At 40.6% G+C, this 18,922-nt stretch carries 10 protein-coding genes; 2 read left to right on the top strand and 8 right to left on the bottom strand.

Annotation, left to right across the window (positions count from 1 at the left end):
- Nucleotides 1-1,044: 1,044 nt before the first annotated feature.
- From L1D21_RS15655 to L1D21_RS15635, 5 genes are all read right to left on the bottom strand, one after another.
- Nucleotides 1,045-2,634, bottom strand: a complete 1,590-nt coding sequence (locus L1D21_RS15655; protein WP_239846197.1) for an RNA-directed DNA polymerase — start codon at nucleotides 2,632-2,634, stop codon at nucleotides 1,045-1,047.
- Nucleotides 2,635-2,764: 130 nt separating this feature from the next.
- Nucleotides 2,765-3,346 carry a hypothetical protein gene (locus L1D21_RS15650; RefSeq protein WP_239846196.1) on the bottom strand — a complete coding sequence of 194 codons (582 nt, stop codon included), beginning with the start codon at nucleotides 3,344-3,346 and terminating at the stop codon, nucleotides 2,765-2,767.
- Nucleotides 3,343-4,569, bottom strand: a complete 1,227-nt coding sequence (locus L1D21_RS15645) for an ankyrin repeat domain-containing protein (protein WP_239846195.1) — start codon at nucleotides 4,567-4,569, stop codon at nucleotides 3,343-3,345. Before L1D21_RS15645 ends, L1D21_RS15650 begins: the two co-directional genes overlap by 4 nt.
- Before the next feature lie 50 nt (nucleotides 4,570-4,619).
- The gene (locus L1D21_RS15640; RefSeq protein WP_239846194.1) at nucleotides 4,620-5,930 is read right to left on the bottom strand and encodes a hypothetical protein; all 1,311 of its coding nucleotides are present in this window, start codon (nucleotides 5,928-5,930) and stop codon (nucleotides 4,620-4,622) included.
- A gap of 107 nt (nucleotides 5,931-6,037) precedes the next feature.
- On the bottom strand, nucleotides 6,038-8,977 hold the full coding sequence (locus tag L1D21_RS15635) for an AAA family ATPase (RefSeq protein ID WP_239846193.1): 2,940 nt from the start codon (nucleotides 8,975-8,977) through the stop codon (nucleotides 6,038-6,040).
- Between the two features lie 746 nt (nucleotides 8,978-9,723).
- Between L1D21_RS15635 and L1D21_RS15630 the strand changes: the two genes are divergently transcribed.
- A complete protein-coding gene (locus L1D21_RS15630) occupies nucleotides 9,724-11,895 on the top strand; it encodes a diguanylate cyclase (RefSeq protein ID WP_239846192.1) in 2,172 nt (723 codons plus the stop codon).
- Nucleotides 11,896-11,904: 9 nt separating this feature from the next.
- Here L1D21_RS15630 and L1D21_RS15625 read toward each other — a convergent pair whose 3' ends face one another.
- Complete coding sequence (locus tag L1D21_RS15625; RefSeq protein WP_239846191.1) at nucleotides 11,905-13,377, bottom strand: alpha/beta fold hydrolase; 1,473 nt, start codon at nucleotides 13,375-13,377, stop codon at nucleotides 11,905-11,907.
- An 89-nt stretch (nucleotides 13,378-13,466) separates the two neighbouring features.
- On the opposite strand from L1D21_RS15625, the gene L1D21_RS15620 reads away from it, so the two are divergent.
- Nucleotides 13,467-13,916: a hypothetical protein gene (locus tag L1D21_RS15620; RefSeq protein ID WP_239846190.1), complete on the top strand. Its 450-nt coding sequence runs from the start codon at nucleotides 13,467-13,469 to the stop codon at nucleotides 13,914-13,916.
- A 150-nt stretch (nucleotides 13,917-14,066) separates the two neighbouring features.
- Here L1D21_RS15620 and L1D21_RS15615 read toward each other — a convergent pair whose 3' ends face one another.
- A complete protein-coding gene (locus tag L1D21_RS15615) occupies nucleotides 14,067-15,056 on the bottom strand; it encodes an alpha/beta hydrolase (RefSeq protein WP_239846189.1) in 990 nt (329 codons plus the stop codon).
- Between the two features lie 323 nt (nucleotides 15,057-15,379).
- A complete protein-coding gene (locus tag L1D21_RS15610) occupies nucleotides 15,380-18,547 on the bottom strand; it encodes a glycoside hydrolase family 2 TIM barrel-domain containing protein (protein WP_239846216.1) in 3,168 nt (1,055 codons plus the stop codon).
- Nucleotides 18,548-18,922: the final 375 nt, after the last annotated feature.

Raw genomic sequence — 18,922 nt, 5'->3', positions numbered from 1 at the left:
AATTACGATATCTAATTGGAGTGGAACTCGTTCAATGGGCTCTAGCTATTATTACTAAAACTTAGTCAACAAGGTTCGAGTGTATTCGATTAACGACATGGTGAGAAACTCGTTATGGGGCAGTTACGAGTCGGCAAAAAAATGGCTGGTTTCAGATTCGAAGAAGTATGAAATTGCTCTAAACCTGTGGCCGATCGTTATCGGCCACAACAATCTCACCGCTCCCAGCTTTTAGGACAAAACAATATTGTCCATCACTACTTTTACTTAACTCATACCATCCAGACATCTTAATACTCCTTGCTTGAAATAAGCCTTGTTAAAGTCTGCACAACTTCATGCCGGTAGAATATAGGCGATGAGCGATCAAATGCTGTATTTAAGGCACAAAGTAGCTCACACCAACGTGAGATCAACTAAGGTCAACACACTTGATCATTTGGAGTGGAGTGAAAGTCCCCTCGTAGAGATCAAGCTGGCAAATTAATTAAACTAATGAGTTTTAATAAGCTAAGCCTTTATTTATTAACTAAAAAGACATGGTCAAACCCTGCGTAAGTTATTGATTGCAAAGAATGTAGAAAACGCAAATTAAGCTAAAAAAGCACAAAAAAACACTGTGTAGAAACATTCCAAAACAACATAAAATAAAATAAATTCAAGAACTTACGCAAGAGGCGTGCACTGTCATGGGGTGTCAGGGGTCGGAGGTTCGAATCCTCTCATACCGACCAAATACTTAAACAAAAAAGCCTGTTACTTATTAATAAGTTACAGGCTTTTTTGTGGCCAGATCTTAATTTTTAAATGTTTTAACATTGTCAAACTCAGGTCAAACCAACAACGCAAATCAGTTGTTAATATGCTAATATTTTAATTACTTTTTTAATAATTTGAGTGGGTTACCAGTACTCAAATATTGTTTACCTCATCCGTTCACGCCTAATGAAAGGTTCATCTTGCAACGCCTCTATCTTTAACGAGTGGAAAGATTTTCTAAACAGGCATTGACGCTTTTATGTCAAGCAAACCTCGCTAGATCATTTATGATGAGTGCGAATAACTCTGATTAAGGTCTTTAGTGAACTGCATCAAAGCTTGTGTTTCTACACTGTTCAAAGAGATCCCTAGCTCTATAAAAGCACCTAACAGCCCATTAGCAGTCATCTCTTTCTTGAGACTTAATAAAATGAACAACATTTCCATACCATACACTTTCAACAAAGTTGTTTCTGCTGATTTAGTTGTTTGAATAAGCGCTGTTACAAAGTCTTTATCCTCAGATAAACCTTGAATTTCAAATAAGTACTGTTTGGTACTAGAACGATGTTTAAGTAAATGGTGCAAACATCGCGCTTTACAATATTCATGAATATTATGAGATTGAAGTAATTGAGTGGTTACTATTTTGAATGTAAGGTTAAAAACCTCCCCTTCACACTTCAATAACCCAGATACCAACAACCACGCTGCATGTTTTGCAGAAGAAGGGAAACGTTTAATGATCTCTGCCAAAAATTTAATATCTCTTACTTGCCAGTCTTTTTGGCTATTTTTTTGAAGAAAGAAACAAAACTGCTTTGCAGATTTCATGTCCTCTAAACCTACATCATAGTCAAATTCAACTTCACGTTTTTCAAAAGGCACATTAACCAATAACTTTTCGCCAATAATAGTTGTCTCTTCTCGTAGAGTCTCAACTTCTTCATTACCGTGGTAATCGCTTCCAACAACAACCTCTTGACTAACAAGTTCAATAATTTCATCTTTACAATTGTAAAGCTTGGTTTTACTTGAGTTGATACTTAACCCGAGAGTATGGAGCCTAGCTTGTAAAAGGGAGAATGCTTTAACCATCTCCTCTTTATTTTTTCCCATAAGTTTTATGTCATCAACATAACGACCATACGAGACATCGGTTGACTTACTTAGTTCTAGATCAATATCCATTAGATAGATGTTTGCAAGAACACCATTACAACTTGGTCCAGTGATTATTCCTTTAGGCCGAGGCACCAATTCTTCAGATACAATTCCTTGTACCCGAGTTAATCTAAGGACAGGTTGTGACACTACGTCCTGAAAATACCGCATAAATGGCGAAGAAACAGACGTACCCAATTTACATGAAAGCTTCTCAATCAGAATTTGCCGATTAATATTGTCAAAGAAACTAGATAGATCAGTAATCAACATGAAATCAGATTGCTGAGCGTATTGCTCTTGCCAAGCACAATAATTAGGCCAGGAATGATCCGCAAATTTCTTGGTTAAACGCCCAACTTTCTGATTACGTTCAAAACGGTCAGCAAAGCAATTTTTTATTAATTGAGGGTCTAGGATTTCTGCAATAACCTGAATAAATGCATAGTGAATAACTAGCTCTTTGAAAGGTAGATAAACGACGTAACGATCTACTATTTCAGACTTAGGTACAGAATAATAAAAACCATATCTAGGTTGGTATAGGCTGTTATCATTAAGTTCTTCAATAACTTCGTTTATAATTTCATTCTTATGAGCAAGAGCATAGATTCGCTCAGATTGAAACATAACATGTTCATCGCTAAATCGCTCGGTTATTGCGTGTTCAAACGCACTAGAAACGTTAAGCCGACTAGCTAATTTTTTCATTAACATTCATTTGCCTATTTAAAAATTTAAAAGAGAAGAAACTTCACAATTTAAAAGTCTGAGATCATATCTAGCCGATAACAAAAAGAACTGTACATAAAGACATCTCAACTTTTACACCATAACTACCTTACAAAAAAGGGAGTCCAAACAAGGCACCAATAATACCAACCGGGCTAATAGGCAACGCCACGTCCGCCACAATCTCAGCTAATCCCTCGCTCGCCACATCACTTGCTACAGACTCACCGACATGATTGGCAATTTCACCAGTTAATACATCTGACACGGTATCTTCCAGAACAACATTATCGATCCCTGAATCAATCACCATCGCACTATCAAAGCTATCGGAAACTTCACTCGTGACAATAATTGGTATGTCTGGATTCTCAGCTAAAGTCTCGTTGATATAACTGACGCTATCTGTCGCTTTTAATTGCATTGCAGCAGCAATATCGCCATCACTCATTAATGCAATATCAGAAACAGGATGGTTCGTCGCTTCAAATAGCATGGCGCTCATACCTTGCTCATTGAGTGCATCGACAACCTGTTGCTCAAAAACAATGCCTTTGATGTTACTGATATGCCCCGACATTGCATCAGGGTTAACATCAGCAAAGTAATCAAGAATTTCGTTGTTACTTGCGAGTTCTAGCTCGTTATAACCGCGACGGACAGCATCAAATACTGAGTGTTGAGCTATCACTGTTCACGAGTTCCAGATAAGTAATCCATTACTTGTTTGTAACTGGTATTGAGCAACGGATATACATAGTCACCATTTATTCTGCTACTTTCTCCATGTTTTGGAGCATTTGATTTCGCAATATCTTGAGCTGTATTACCTTTTTTAGATTCAAACTCAGTGTTTGCTCCAAGCTCAACCAGTTTAGTTACAGATTCAAGGTAACCACTACCCGCTGCAATCATCAATGGTGACCAACCGTTTTCATTTCGTAAATCAAGGTTAGCTCCGCTACTATGAAGAAATTCCAATGTGGACGATTGGTTATAAGTAGCAGCCCAATTTGCAGCAGTTCTACCAGACTTACTCTGAAGATTGACATCCGCCCCTTTATCAATCAGCAAGGACATCAGTTCATTTTTTCCGTTTTGAGCCAACAATGATAACGCTGGATGTGAATCTTTATTTCTCGCATTTGGATTAGCCCCAGCGGCAATCAAGGCTTTGATCATCTTTTCATCACCTTTAGTAACGGCGATAATCAGCATCGTTTCTTTATCTTCGTTTTCAACATCTGGATTAACGCCATCAGCCAGTAGCTTCTTAGTGATGTTGACATGCCCATTTTGATACGCTGACAGCATCGCTGCTTCTGAGTACTTGGCGCTGAATACCGCACCTTGAGCAAGGAGCTTATCGACTACTTCCAGGCGTTGTTTGAAATAAGCGCCCGTAACCGCATTCCAGCCATCGTTATTGCAAACATCGACGGCAGCTCCGTGCTTAAGCAGAAATTCAACCGCTTTAACTCGGCCTTTCATTGAGGCCCAAATTAAAGGTGTCCAGCCCTTGTCGTTTCGGATGTTAACTTCAGCGCCTTTTTCTACCATCAACTCTGCGAGTTCAAAGTATTCATTGTCTAAACAAAGCAACAATGCGCTGCTCATTTGTTGTGGTCGATAGTTAGGGTTTGCGCCTTTGTGTAACAGTGTTTTTGCAATATTTAAAAAACCAAGGTCAATAGCAAGTCTCAACGGGTTATGACCGTCATGGTTTAAATCAAAACCGTCACGATTGATAACGTTTTCGGCGAGTGTTGAGAAACCATACTTTAATGCCAACTCAAATGGTGTTGCTTCTAGTTCTTCAAAAACCATATTTATTAACTCTGGCTGTTGTTCAAGAACTTCCTGAAGTAACACTTGATTGCCAGACTCAATGGCAGCTAATAATTGTTCATACATTCACTTCTGTTCCCATTGTGCCAAACTCAACTTTCTCTGAAAGCGACTTATCATTCATTAAAATTTAGTTCCGTTAACTTAATAGCTTTCCAGTTGTGGCGAGCTTTCGATTTGTCCCAACTCATGATACGGAGTGCTCTGACTTTTGATTCATTTTTTAAATTACCTATAACAAAGGGAGGAACAAAAGTATCCTCGACAAATCCGAAGCCTTTGGGGGCTATTCGAAGCGTACCCTCTACATACGAAACATCAGCCATATCTACTTGCTTGGACGATGAGGAAGCTACTACTTCTTTGTTTCCATCAACACTCGCTACGGATAGCTCAACATAGTCGCCAGCCTGAGGTTTCTGCTTACCTTTATGAATCCCCATGCGAACTGATAGTGATGTCGACTTATTTACGAATACTTGAAAGCCTTTACCGGATTTATGGATATTCTCTACGATAGCAACAACCTTCTCCATCGGCCCATGCAAGTAATTTAAAGCGTCGTGAGAAATAGAGTTTAAAAAAGGACTCAGTTGCTTTTCATCGACACCTGAGTCGTACCAAGGCTGCATAGATAGCTGTTCTAGCTCTTGCTTTAGCTTCCAACCATGGGTTTGATAAGCTGCAATAGCCGTTTTTAGGCACATCGAGGCCTCAGCTTGTTGTTGATTTGCTAGTAATAAAGGAATAATTCCCTGTAATAAGCGCAAACTAAAAGTAACGTCATGTGCAGACACAATTCCCCTAGCAAAAAACTTCATTGCTAAACGCTGATCTTGTTTTGAATAAGTAGCAGCCAATGCTCCCCAAGCCCAAGACTCTTTTTGCTTCTTTCTTAAAATGGGTAGAATGAGTTCGCGAGCCTGATCGTATTGGCCCGCAACAATAAGGCACTTCGCTTGGTCGTAATCAAGCCACATCATATGTTTAGTATCAGAAGCTTGTTCGCGTGTTTGGTTAATAAATGCCATCACTTGGTTAAGATCTAGCTGCCAATACTCTCGTGCTCTAAGCCATGCACTTGCCAATTGACGTGCTGTTGAGAGCATTAAACTTGGCACTTCACCTTTTTCAGCTTGAAAAGGCGTTTTAGCCTCATCATCAAACAGCACAGTTTGATGTCGAAGCACAAGGTGAATCAAGGTTGGAAACCATTCCAAACTCTTCTTAAATTGAACCAGCAGCATTTTGTATTCTAGGCCGCCAGTAGCAATATCTAAATTTATTATGGTTTGCAGCAAGTTCTCTATTTGCTCAAATTCAAAATCAGTAGGATGGTAGTTGTTTGAAGAACTCGCCCGTTTATTTAGATTTTCAAGCTGGTGCTTGAGATTCTCATAACACACCCAAAATAAAGCACCTTTCAAGTAAGTATCTTGGGGGGCTGCCTACAACGCTTGAAAACCAAACTCCCAAGCCCCTTGCAGATCTCCGCTTTTTCTCAAATTATTAACTGTACGATTAGCTGGCTCATTCATAAAAGCACACCTATTTGACATATTATTTCGTCAATGAGCCTTGTGGAATTACTAAGCTGAGGCATAGGTTGAACTTTAGTAAATTGACTAGACTTGTTGTACCAAAACTCAATCATCGCCAACTCATTGCCTTTAACAAATGCATATCTTTCACAAAATGGACGAGATTCAATTTTGCTTATATCAGCTCCAATACTGTTAATTTGGTCCAGTACATTTAGATAAAACTCTTCTAAGAATGACTCTGAAAAATGGAATTTAGCATCCTTTGAAGACGCAGGGACATCAAGCAAAGTACCTTCTAATTGACCAAGCAAAGCCATGAGTTCAACATCGAATCCACCTTGAGCAATGCTCTTTACGCCAGACACTTTCCAATTCCCCTTATAATTAAAACTGATTGATGCCTTATCATTGCCTCGTTTGAAGATATATCGTTCTTGATAGTTATAATGGAGAACCTCAACGACTGTGATCCCTGTATCTTCGACACAAGTGGAGACAAGTTGGTATAACTTTTTAAGTTGCGGGATGTCAGTCTGAAAATCAAACTTCACTGTGGTTACTGAGTTCGTTGCTTCGGTACTTGGCCGCACAACCTCAACGCCTTGCGGAACAGAATTGTCGAGCTTTACTGCTTTTGGTTGATACGCTCCTGCTATTTTCATTCCATCTCCTAAGCGCAACTGAGGTGGATTCATTACATACAACGTGTCAGAAGTTCTCGTTATAGCGGTGTATAACCAGCGGAAGTAATCTTTAGTTAAGGCTTTTTGGTGTGTTTGACACTGTAAGAAAACCGTTTCCCATTCGCTACCCTGTGCTTTGTGTCCAGTGATGGCATAACCAAACTTAATTTTAAAAGCATTGAAATAAGGGTCTTGCAATAATGCAATTCTAAGTTTTTGTTCATTACCTTTACGCCTCAGTTCTGGGTGTCGATTTAAAAAGTGAACATAGAGTGCTTTGTGCTCATCTGACGATAAGGTCGGCTGATCATTGTAAAGTAGGTTTTCGACAATTTTTGCTCCAAAGAAGAATGGTTTACCATAGTCGTTGCGAAATCCTAATACGACATCCCTAAAACTCAGGTCTACTTTTCGTTTGACCATTTCTCCAGTATCACCTTTGACGCTAATGACAACACTAATCAACTCAGAATGAGGAGATAGTACTTCATTGATCATGCCAAATTCACCATTGGTAATACAAGCGTCTGCTCGATAGTGATTTGCTACCGAAATGACTTTATCTCCCGCGACTATTTGCTGTTGACCAGTAAAGAAGTACTCTCTAACCAAACGGTTATACTCAGCTACTTGTCTGTTTGAAGAAGCAATAATAATACTTTCTCCTGTACGACTAACTTTTCTATCACATGAGTCTAGATAAGTGCTAAGTAGATTTGCCGAGGACAAATTAAATACATCATGATCATTAACTTCAAATTTCAGTTTATTGAAAAGATTTTGCTCTAAACCGTCACGCAACATGGCAGCATTGTTCAAAACACCACTATCACCTTTTTGACGAACAACTTCAGTCAAGTATCCTGAAGCCACAGCGACTTGATAATTTTCTTTAAGGTAACTGACATCTAGCGCTGGTGACGTATTCATTCCAACAGGTGGCAACTGTGCATTATCACCAATAAAAATAACTTTCTTATTATGATCGTTGTGGTCAATATTGATGTACTTGAACAAGTCTTTTAATAGATATCCGCTCCCAAAACGAAAAAACTCACCATCGGAATATTTATCAGAAACCATTGACGCTTCATCAATTATATAAACAGCTTCCGCAGTATCTACATTGACCTTAATGTCAGCATAGCAACGATAGGTTTCAGACCCTTCGACGCCATCAACCTTATACTCTTTCACGTTGTCATAATTGTATATAACGCGGTGGATAGTGCTGGCAGGTTGCATTGTTTTGTCTGATATCACTTTCGCGGCTTTACCCGTTGGGGCCATGATTGTGAATCCACGACCAATTTTTTCTAGATACTGAGTAATTCCTTTAGTTATAAATGTCTTACCAGTACCTGCATATCCATTAAGTAAAAATACGTTTTGTTTGGTATCGTTGATAAACTCATTTATTTGCTTAACTATTTGGTTTTGACCTTTAGTTAAACTTATACCTTCAAAGCAATCAAATATATCAATATTTCGGCGTGTCACTTCCATATCAAGATCAAAGCTTGAAGCTGATAAAATACTAGCTTGTTTAAACTCTTCACGCGTCCTGTAATCAATGAAAGCTTGCTCTGACGCTACTAGATCTTTTTGTTTTTGTTCAAGTTCAATCTGTAATAGTGCTTGCTCTTTTTTTACATTGGAAAGTGTGTCGTTTTTTTCGTCTAGTTGGGCTATTAGTTCATTCGTCTGTTGTTGATACTTATCATGATTCTCAGTAAGTAGGGGCTTTAATTCAACCTCTCGTTTATTGAGTTCTTTACGTTGCCGATCTAACTCGACTTCTAAGCGAGATGTATGATCTATAGGTTTTACCGGCTCAACAAACTCTGGAGGTGTAATCGGTTGATTTAAAATGGTCTGAACATACCAACGACCGACGAAATACGCTTCCTTTATCAACCAACAGACTTCTTCCGATGAAATATCTAACTCACCACTAACCGAATGCGCAGCTTTGTTCCCTCTATGACGCAAAACATCCAGTTTTGCCCAGATTCCATTGTCACTGACGACGTCTTTAAACTTATCACTACGTAACCGACTGTATAAGTCATCGCGAATAGGTGGTTCGAGTAATAGATGGGAATATATATTACCGACGACAAGTTCGGTAAAGCACCGCAATTTTACTAATGCGGCTTGCCTATCATCATGGCAATACAGCTCAGCACTTGAGCCAAGTTGAGCTAATTCTGGTTTAATGTCCTTTAAAAAACTGAAGTTGCTCATCTAAAACCTCAACTATTTATCTTGTTGAATAACTCTATTTCGCTGGAAAGCAATTTAGAGAGCAAGGTGTCACGTAACAATGCTAGTTGGTTGATCTCTGTCGATTTGGCTTTGGGCCGATAAGAATTTAGCTCAAATTTAAGCTAACAAATACCTTCAAAAAACCGGAACTGTCAGTTCAAGTCTGAGCAACTACAATTTAAGTTGGTATAACTTCCTATTAAATGCATATCTAGGCTGATATAAATATCATATGGATTTGTACAACCCATTACTTGTTAACAGATTTAAGTTAAATTGATATTTTTTGAGCAATACCTTCACAATCGTATCGAATGTTTGCGCTATTATTTTATCTGAGATAAAGACTATTATTTCGTGATATTCATCAAAAAAAAAAGCCTCTAATTGTAAAATAAAGCCACGTCACAAAAACAACCTATCCTATTGATAATTAATCACTTCCAATATCATCACAAGATATGTTTCAGCGCAAAATTAGTACAGGTTAGCATCATTCCCTGATGAGATTTAACATATACTTATACACTTATACTTGAAGTAACATTGTAACAACTGAATATTTAGCCAAGCATTAGAACTTTATCTGGAGCATACCTGCTACAATCATCATTCTTTCGAGCTAAATTCAATTAGCAATAACAACATAAATAAATTACACTTTTTAATAACTCAATCCTTTCAATAAAATAGCTAGTCTCACTATCGAATCGATATAGGAAGTTATGCCATTGATAAAACCACTTCACATCGCTTTTGCCTTAGCACTCGGCCTCTGTGGTTTACTGGTTAACCTATACCCTATCCCACTTTTTGGTAACCAACAGCTTATCATCGGTAATTTTTTCTATGTGATTGTGGCCATCTACCTCGGCCCTTGGTATGCCCTTGCCAGCGCTATTCTTTGTTCTACTGGATTGTTTTTAATCTGGGAAACCTGGCATATGTATCTGATGTTTCCCCTCGAAGCACTTTGGCTTGGTTTTGCTAGACGCAAAGAAATCTACTCGCTTTATGCCGATGCCAGCTTCTGGATTATTCTCGGTATGCCTGTTTTCTTTATCTATACAACCTTGATGTATCCACTTCCTGACGGATATTCCATATTCATTGCATTAAAACAAGGCATTAACGGCTTGTTCTATGCGGCTATTGGCTCTATTTTAGTCACCTTAACGCCACCACAATTTCAAGTTGTGCAAGGCTTAAAAAACAGCAAGCATAAGAGTTTTAATAGCCAACTGACATATACCTTTACTCAGATTTTGACTTTGGTATTGCTGGTCTCGGCACTAATTTTCAACAATCAAATGATCAATCAGCAGCAGCTAGAGGTAGAGCATAAACTTGATGAAGCCAGTTATCATTTAAGCCGTGCTATAGATACTCTGCTCGATAATCATATCTATGCCATCAATAATGCTGCGAAATGGATAAGCTTGGCCAATTCAGATATTGAAGAAAAACAAGAACTGTTATTTCACCTACACCGAAGTTATCCCTATTTTACAGCGATGTTAATTGCCGATGAGCAAGCCCATGTGGTTGCCGCGAGCCCTCAGTCTTCATTAAATATTGTCAAAAGTAGCGATCAGCCTATCAGCGTAGAAGATAGGCACTACTTCCAAGCAGCCTTTAAAAAGCAGCAGACGTTTATATCACCAGTATTTCTGAGCCGCGGTTTTGGTAAAAACCCTATCGTAGCCATAAGTGCCCCAATCTATCAGCCAGATAACCCAGATAAACCTATCGGTATTATTGAGGGTTCGTTAGATTTAAGTAAATTTTCTCAATTTGACCGAAGCCACCCCGATATTGAAAACCATTCCATCATCATGGTCGACAGCCAAGATATGGTTATTTACGCCTCTCAGCCCCTCAACATGCCGCCATTAACCCCTTTTAAGGCTGTCCCGACGGGCCTAAATTACAACACCATTTTGTCGCTGATTACTTTCAATGAACTCAATGATGCTGACCCTGAATATGTCTATAAAGATCATCAACTTGCTAATGGTTGGCGTCTCTATGTTGTGATACCGTTTTCGCCGCTACTCAGTGAAGTGGAAAAACAATATCTATTGACCTTCTCGGTACTGCTGTTTGCTTTTATTATTACTATCTTGTTGATTCAGGCGGTGGGGAAAAGACTGACACTACCGCTTGAGATGATTGCGCAAAAATTCAGTCAATGGGAACGAGTTAATGATAAAGAGCTCAAGACTCACAACTCAACACCGAGAGAAATTTTCACCCTCGCCAATACGATTCAACAAAGCCGACAAAAGCTGATCAGTTATCAATTAGAGCTGGAAGAGAAAGTCGCGTTACGCACTTTAGAGCTGAAAAATGCCAATGCCAAGCTACAACAATTAGCCGAAAAAGATGAATTGACCCAATTGTACAATCGCCGCTATACCGAAAAACATTTTCCAACCTTGCACGATATGTGTAAACGCAGCCACGCGGCACTGGCGTTTTGTATTGTTGATATCGACCACTTTAAGCAGATAAACGATACCTATGGTCATCAGGCGGGTGACAAGGCATTAAAAACCTTAGCTAGGTTGATGCAGCAATTCTTTAAGCGCGAAACAGATTTGGTTTCCCGTTATGGTGGTGAAGAGTTTCTTATTATTCTGCCCCAATGTAATCCTGAGCAAATTGAGCATCACCTCAATCAATTTAGGTTACTGGTTGCCGATACCGATATTCAAATCACAGATAAACAGAGCATTAAACTCAACATCTGTATTGGCGCCGTTGTCAGCAACACTGGAGAATATGGCAATATCGACCACTGGTTTAAGATGGCCGACCTTAACCTGTATCAAGCAAAAGAAAGCGGTAGAAACCAAGTGATCTGTACCCAGCTGGCACAACATCAACAAGCCTAATCCGACTGACTACTTAGCTTGCCTGTCAGCGATAAATTGCTCCATACGAGTTAACATATAAGGGTAAAAAGGATTCCACTTTTGCCTTAACACATCGGCTGCGGGGACGCCTAACACTCCCCTTTCACCTCGAGTCGCACTCGAGCCAATATTTATTCTATGGTGACGCTGCGCTGAATTTTTTTTCGGTCCATAAAGCGAATCAGACTCAGGAAATGGCAAAGCCACATGAGATAAAGAGTACACCTCAGCAGGCCACATAAGATTAAGCGGCTCATGGCGAGGCTTATCATCACTATGAAAATGCACCGCTTCGATACTTCGCAAACTCTGGCCTTGATCATGCTGATTTTGCACTAAGGTCAAATCGTATTGCAGTAATGCAGGTAACAATAACGGCTTTATTGCATCCATAGGGTCATGCACCACCAAGGACATATTGACATCGACTCGGTTCAAATCGAACAACACTAACTGTTGATCGCTGCGAGGCAAACGTTGATAAAGCCCGGTCAATACCGATGGCGTGGATACGGTATTATCGGCTAGCGACTGAAATGTCAAAATATCAGCGAGTTGTGATACCTGCTCAACAGTTAGTTGATCCAATAATTGTTGGTTTCGAGCCGCCAGTTGATAAACCACATCCCCGGCATTAACTGCAAAAGAGTTATATTTGAATGGGTCATACTCGGTTTGAATCGCATTCCAGCTCAGCTTTTCTAAACCCAATAATTGACCGAGGTGACTCTGCCATTTCGCTCCAGCAGCAACAGGCGATAAGCCAATGGCCGGTGAAATAAACACTAAGCCATCATAACTTAAAGGCTTATCTTGCTTTAAGGCTTCTAATTCATGATTGAGCGCTAGTGCCGCACCTGTGGAAAACGCCATCACATACAGGGGTTTTCCCTGCAATTGCTGACGCATATATTGAGTCGCAATGGCTACAGCCTGAGCCATATCTTGCCACTGAAGGTTAATCAATTCCGACGGTAAAGTGCCGTGCCCAGGTAAACGTAACCCTAAAACATAAGCAGAACTGCGAAAATGAGATGCTAGATGAGACATAGAGTAAGGCGAATCAGACATACCGTGGAGTAACAATAAGCCATATTCAGCCCGAGGATTTTTCCACTCGAAACTACGATTCCAATCCTTAGACCATTTTTTAGGGTCAGACAAACTGCCACGGACATAACGATTTAGCGGCTGGTGAGTCAATGCCTGTGTTTTTTGATAAACCTTATCTTCAACTTCAGCAAACAGCTTATCTTCTAACGCAAGATAATCGCTAAAGCCTTTGAGTTGCATCTCTTGGTTAAACTCAGCGGTGAGTTTTGTAGTATGCCATAGGGATAAATCTTGTCTGCTGTTTAGCAGCCAAATAATGCTGGCAATGGCCGTAATGGTGATACCCAACACACCATAGGCTAAAGCCAAGAGAAGATGTTTAGTTGATGCAATAAATAAGGTTTTCATCAGTCCATTGAAACACAAAAATATTTAATTATTAACATACACGTTTTTAACCGATAAACTCCAGTCAATCGCCATTTACTGTTAAGAATATGAGCCGAGCAGCACAATCTCTTGGGCCATCAGATGCCCGAACCTGTTTTTACTTACCCAATTCGCCCCTATTACCTGAGTATTTTAACAAAAGTGGGGAAATTAATATCGATGACATCATTGAACTCAATGGTAATCATTGGCGAAAAATATTTGTCATTATGGCCAAAATCGCCGCCCCTGATGATAATTGGCGTGAATACAAAGTTAAGCTTTTACAGCGGCATGAATCAATTGCATTTGGCGCAACGGAGCTAAACTCCGAGGCTAAGCTGCATTTGGTATGTGGTCATCAGAGTGCCTTGTCGCTGGCCTTACCCGTTGTGAAACCAGCTAAATCCTTTCAGCTTCTGTCCCAGAATGGGCAGCAAATAGGTTTATTACCTTATCTAGATTATCGCCAGTGCCCTAACGCCCTTATTGAACAACTTAGACAACAGATAAATTAAACGCCTATAAACCTCAATTTGATTAAGATTTATAGGCGTTGGTAATGGCATTCTTCAGAAGCAAACCGCTCCGAAGTCTGTCTGCTCTATTTAAAGTAAATCGACTGTGCCATTTAGCATATGTCGCAGGCACAGAGCCAACACTCAAGCCTAAGCCAAGTTAGCGTTAAAGAACTCGGTTAATTTATCAAATGGGATCACGTCCATCTGATCATACAAATCCGTGTGGCTTGCACCAGGAATGATCATCAATTCCTTAGGCTGATTCGCCGCTTCAAAAGCCGTTTCACTGAAATAACGTGAATGCGCATTTTCACCATGAACAAACAAGATTGGACGTGGAGAGACTTCTGCGATATAGCTCAAAATAGGCATATTCATGAATGACATAGCAGTGGTCAACGTCCATGATGAGTTTGAATTAATAGCTCTTGGGTGAAAGCCACGTTCACGAGATTTATAGTAATCTGCATATTCCACCACAAACTGAGGCTCGCCTCCTTGCAGTTCAAGCGAAACAGGGCCATAAGCAGGCTCACCCTTTTCTGCATCCGCCCAGCGCTGTTGGCTCATTTGCTCAAGGGCTTGCGAACGTTGTTCAGGGGTTACGCTATCGTTATAACCTTTTGAAAATAAACGCGTCATGTCATACATAGTACTGGCAACAACCGCCTTAATACGCTTATCCGCTGCTGCGGCATTGAGTACCATGCCACCCCAACCACAAATACCAATAGCACCAATGCGTTCACGATCCACATTAGGCAGCAAGCCAATAAAATCGACTGCTGCACTGAAATCTTCAGTATTGATATCGGGAGAAGCGACATTTCGTGGCTGACCACCACTCTCACCGGTATAAGAAGGATCGAATGCTAAAGTCGCAAAACCACGTTCAGCTAAAGTTTGCGCATAAAGACCAGCAGATTGCTCTTTAACTGCACCGAAAGGACCACTTAGCACGATGGCTGCCAGTTTATCTTGGGCATCTTTAGGCTGGTATAGATCCGCAGCTAAAGTAATACCATAACGATTTTTGAAGCTGACCTTTTTATGCTCAACTTTATCGCTTTGAGCAAATGTCTTATCCCAAGTATCAGTTAATGTGATTGAATCTGTAATAGTGTCTTGTGTATTCATGATAATTTTCCTAATGAAGAGTAATTTAACAAGAGGTCATGGTTAAAACATCTGGTTCTAACCAAGCAGCATTTGGATGGAACAATACGAGTGCATATTGCCATCATGCCGCTGCTGCCCTTCACATTGGGAGCAACCCAATGCATCAAACCATGAGTTCATTATGTCAAATGAGACTATTTAACCGTTAGACAGAAACTCTACATTTATTGCCTATTAATCCAGCACATCAACAAAACGGGTAAACATCAAAACCGGTACCAATAAAAAGGCCTTAACCCATAGAAGGGTTAAGGCCTTTTCAACCATCTATATGGTTCTGATTATTTAGCCAGAGGAATTAACATCAATTGCAACTGATAATCCTGTTGCTTAGCAGGCAGTAAACGATAAGGCTCATACGGTGTCGAGCCCCAGGTATTATCACCTCCCACACCTCGCTGACGTAAATCGATGATCAGCTCAGTCAATGGACGTGGTTTAATATCGGTTGCATGACGATTAGCTCCAATTTTCGGGTAATCGAAATCGGCGATGGTGTTGTGGTGTGCGGTAAAATCAAACTTAGGCTCACCCACAATTTTCAAGCCAACCCCAGCTGAGTTAGTGATCTCCAGCCAACGCGTATCACTACGGTTACCATTTTCCTGTGGACGAATATAAGGGGTATAAAAGTCTGCCACACGAGACTGATAGGTACCTAAATCAGCAGCACTCTTACGGTCTTGATAGTTCTCCCAAGGACCACGGCCATACCAAGTGACCGAGTCAAACCCTTCAGGTAACTGCATCTTCAAGCCAAAACGTGGCATTTCTGGTAATAACGGCTCAAGTTTAGCGACGTAATTAACCGCTACAGCCGCGTCTTTACCCACTCTATATTCGATAGTGGCGTTACTGTTTAGCGTTGGGAAATGCAAGGTAAAGTGAATATTGGCTTTACCATCGAACTTCTCAACCTTAGCCGCGACAACCTCAGCCTTCTCTGGTGCATCCTTAAAGAATGCGGCCGATTTTTCCCATAAACGGTTACCATTATCTTTATCTGTCATTGCACGCCAGAAGTTGGGGAACAAACCTTCTTTAATCAGTTCTGTACCATTGATCTTATAGCTGCTCAAACGACCAGTAGCTTTGTTGAATTCAACGCTATTTTTACCTGACGCCACCACGATACTGTCACTATTTTGGGTGACATTCAGATCATTAGCTCTGACTGGCGCAAGTTGCGATGATTCATGCAGCTTCTTGGTCTGTAACACAAATTGCTCTGTCGCTACCGGATGCCCTTGAGGAATCAACCCTTCTTGCTCACGAAGTAAAAACTTCAGGTTAAGTACATATTCACGATCAGGTTGCTTCACATAACTGCCTGCAACATCGAGTGAAAACTCAGCTTCTTGTTGCGGTGCAACATCCATCTTAGCGAGCTCACCACTAGCAACCACTTTACCATCTTCCAGCAAGGACCAAACAGGCTGGACATAACTTAAGTCACGGAAGAAATTGCGGTTGAATATGCGGTATTTTCCGCTTTCCAGTTGCTCAACATGAATATTTTGATAAACCTTATTCACTTCATAAAGCACGGGATGCGGAACACGATCAGCACCAATGAGACCATTTGCTAAATAGTTGTTGGCATTTCTTACCCCTTCAGGCTCAAAATCACCACCATAGGCTAAGTAGGTTTCACCTTTTTCATTGGTTTGATACAGACCTTGATCGACCCAATCCCAAATACTGCCACCTTGGAACTGAGGATGCTCATAAACAAAATCCCACAACTCTTTCAGGTTGCCGCCGCTATTGCCCATAGTATGGGCATACTCAACCCAGATAAACGGCGTATCGGGATAGTTGCCCAGATACTTTTCGCTGATCTCTTCACGGTTGGCATACATCCAGCCAACAACATCGGTCATTTTTTCTTTGTACCAATCGGCGCGAGTTTCATATTGGACGATACGATTATCATCCATCTCTTTAGCCAGTAAATATGCCGCTCGAATATTGGGACCCGGACCAATTTCATTACCTAAAGACCAGGAAATAATAGAAGGATGATTTTTATCGCGCTCAATCATGCCATGGACACGATCAAGAATGGCGTCTTTAAACTGAGGGTCATTACCTAAACCATCTTCGCCAAAGTCATAACCATGAGACTCAACATTCGCCTCATCGATAACATATAAACCATACTGATCACACAGCTGATACCAATAAGGATCATTAGGATAATGGGAGGCTCTGACCGTATTAATATTGTTGAGCTTCATCAATTCAATATCTTTGAGCATGCCTTCACGACTCACCACTTGCCCAGTCGCAGGCTCATGTTCGTGACGATTCACCCCTTTGATGATGATGGGCTGTCCATTGACCTTCAGTAAACCATCTTCAATTTTTACATTTTTAAAGCCAATCGGTTGACGCACCACCTGCTCTTCTTGGCCCGGTATACTTAAGGTTAAGAGTAAATCATAGAGTTTTGGCACTTCAGCCGACCAAGGGGTGACATTGGCAAATTGCTGATTAAATTTCACCTGCGCTTGCTTATTACCAGCAACTTCAAGTTCACTCTGGTCTTGCCAAAGGAGCTGCTCTCCGTCAAAGACTTCAGCCGTGATCGTTGCCTTAGCTGACTCGGCGAGCGTATTTTCAATATCAACATCCAGCGCCAGTGAGCCATCTTTGAAATCGTTAATTAACGCCGTTTTGGCATGGAAGTCCCATAATTGAGTTTTGGGTACCACTTGTAAAAATACATCGCGTTGAATGCCGCTAATGCGCCACATATCCTGATCTTCTAGGTAGCTACCATCACTCCAACGAAAGACTTCAACAGCAATATTATTCTTACCCGTTTTGACCAGTTCAGTAACATCAAATTCGGCAGGCAGTTTACCATCTTGGCTATAGCCTACCTTCTGGCCATTAACCCAAACATTAAACGCCGAGCGAACCGCACCAAAATGTAAAATTATGCGTTTATCTTGCCACTGTTCATCGACGGTAAAGTCTCTACGGTAAGAACCCACAGGATTGTACTCAGGGGCAAACGGCTTATTTTTGGGGAACCCGTAGCCATGGTTAACATAAATTGGATAATCATAGCCTTGTAACTGCCAATTAGACGGCACTGGCGTTAGTGGCCACTGAGAAACATCGAAGTTCTCTGCATAAAAATCTGCCGGGCGGAGTGCTGGCTTCTCAACAAAATTGAAGTGCCACTCTCCGTTTAATGAATGGTAATGACTAGAACCTCGGTCATCACCGGCGAGCGCCGCTTGTTTGTCAGGGTATGAAGCGAAGAAGGCGCGGTCGGGTAACGAACCAATATCGAAAACAGCAGGGTTCTCCCAATCATGCACACTGTTAACTTGCTGTTTTTGCAAGTTTGCCTCATTGACCTCTCCGGATTGACACCCAGATAAAACGAAGCAAGCGATAGCCGCTGCGATGGGCTTTAGATGTTTACCATTCATTTTTACCACAATAGGGTTCCTTTTATTCATTGTGATGGTACGACGCATTAAAGTGGTTATCCCTTATACACCCTTCCCCCACGAAAGATGTTAATAACTCACCTCAATATTGATTCAGCAAAAATACAATTTACACCATAAATATTCATACAATACTACTATTGATAATGTCGCAGATTCAATCACCGAACTCTCATAATTTCAGAAATGATTTTTCATATTTATCAATGAGTTCAAAGGCTCGGACTATTAGGCAAGAAAATCACAGGATCAGGGATATCAGCTTTAGGCTGCAATCATCATAATGATTGTTTCGATAGGCGCTGTAGGAAGAAACCAAAAGGTCTAATCGTTGGTTTTATGATCTCCCATTAA

The sequence above is a fragment of the Shewanella sp. Isolate11 genome, from assembly GCF_022398315.1.
GTDB lineage: Bacteria > Pseudomonadota > Gammaproteobacteria > Enterobacterales > Shewanellaceae > Shewanella.
The sequence above is the reverse complement of the archived record's forward strand: the minus strand, read 5'-3'. Positions and strand labels throughout refer to the sequence as shown.

Coding starts and splice junctions, on each gene's coding strand:
- L1D21_RS15635 (WP_239846193.1), bottom strand. CDS start 8,977: ATGAGCAACTTCAGTTTTTTAAAGGACATTAAACCAGAATTAGCTCAA.
- L1D21_RS15630 (WP_239846192.1), top strand. CDS start 9,724: ATGCCATTGATAAAACCACTTCACATCGCTTTTGCCTTAGCACTCGGC.
- L1D21_RS15610 (WP_239846216.1), bottom strand. CDS start 18,547: ATGAATGGTAAACATCTAAAGCCCATCGCAGCGGCTATCGCTTGCTTC.
- L1D21_RS15645 (WP_239846195.1), bottom strand. CDS start 4,569: ATGTATGAACAATTATTAGCTGCCATTGAGTCTGGCAATCAAGTGTTA.
- L1D21_RS15625 (WP_239846191.1), bottom strand. CDS start 13,377: ATGAAAACCTTATTTATTGCATCAACTAAACATCTTCTCTTGGCTTTA.
- L1D21_RS15615 (WP_239846189.1), bottom strand. CDS start 15,056: ATGAATACACAAGACACTATTACAGATTCAATCACATTAACTGATACT.
- L1D21_RS15655 (WP_239846197.1), bottom strand. CDS start 2,634: ATGAAAAAATTAGCTAGTCGGCTTAACGTTTCTAGTGCGTTTGAACAC.
- L1D21_RS15620 (WP_239846190.1), top strand. CDS start 13,467: ATGAGCCGAGCAGCACAATCTCTTGGGCCATCAGATGCCCGAACCTGT.